Origin of the sequence: Bacillus bingmayongensis (assembly GCF_000299035.1) — a bacterium.
In the GTDB taxonomy this organism is placed as follows: domain Bacteria; phylum Bacillota; class Bacilli; order Bacillales; family Bacillaceae_G; genus Bacillus_A; species Bacillus_A bingmayongensis.
The window spans coordinates 1-522 of sequence record NZ_JH921534.1 but is presented as its reverse complement, the minus strand read 5'-3'; the positions used below and the strand labels follow the sequence as shown (position 1 = coordinate 522).

Below are 522 nucleotides of genomic sequence, written 5' to 3'. Positions count from 1 at the left end.
GTAACTGGAAACAGCTATGCGGAAGAGGTTGAAAATCGAATTATTGAACCGCTTGAATTGTCAAATACATTCCTACCTGGCAATTCAACGGTTATTCCAGGCACCAAGCATGCCCGTGGATATGACAGATATGACGGAGAAAGGGAGCTAAAAGACGTTACTTATTCTAACCCAGGTAGCTCGGATGGAGATATGATTTCTACTGCTGATGATTTAAACAAATTTTTCTCTTACTTACTCAGTGGCAAATTACTGAAGGAACAGCAGCTAAAACAAATGCTTACTACAGTTCCTACAGGAACAGAAGGGATCGATGGATATGGTCTTGGAATCTATGAAACTAAACTTCAAAACGGTGTCTCGATATGGGGACACGCAGGCGGTGTTCCAGGGTTTTCTACTTTTGCTGGAGGCACGCTTGAAGGCAAGCATACATTGGCCATCAATTGGAATGGCCATAAAACTAGTCGTTCTGATCCTTTAAAAAATATTTTACTTGCTGAATTTAGCAAGTAGGTAAAA

Annotated in this window: 1 protein-coding gene; it reads left to right on the top strand. The window is 40.8% G+C overall.

From position 1 onward, the window contains the following. A partial coding sequence (locus Y7E_RS34700) for a serine hydrolase domain-containing protein (RefSeq protein WP_237741426.1) occupies positions 1–516 on the top strand: 516 nt, incomplete at its 5' end. Positions 517–522 lie beyond the last annotated feature (6 nt).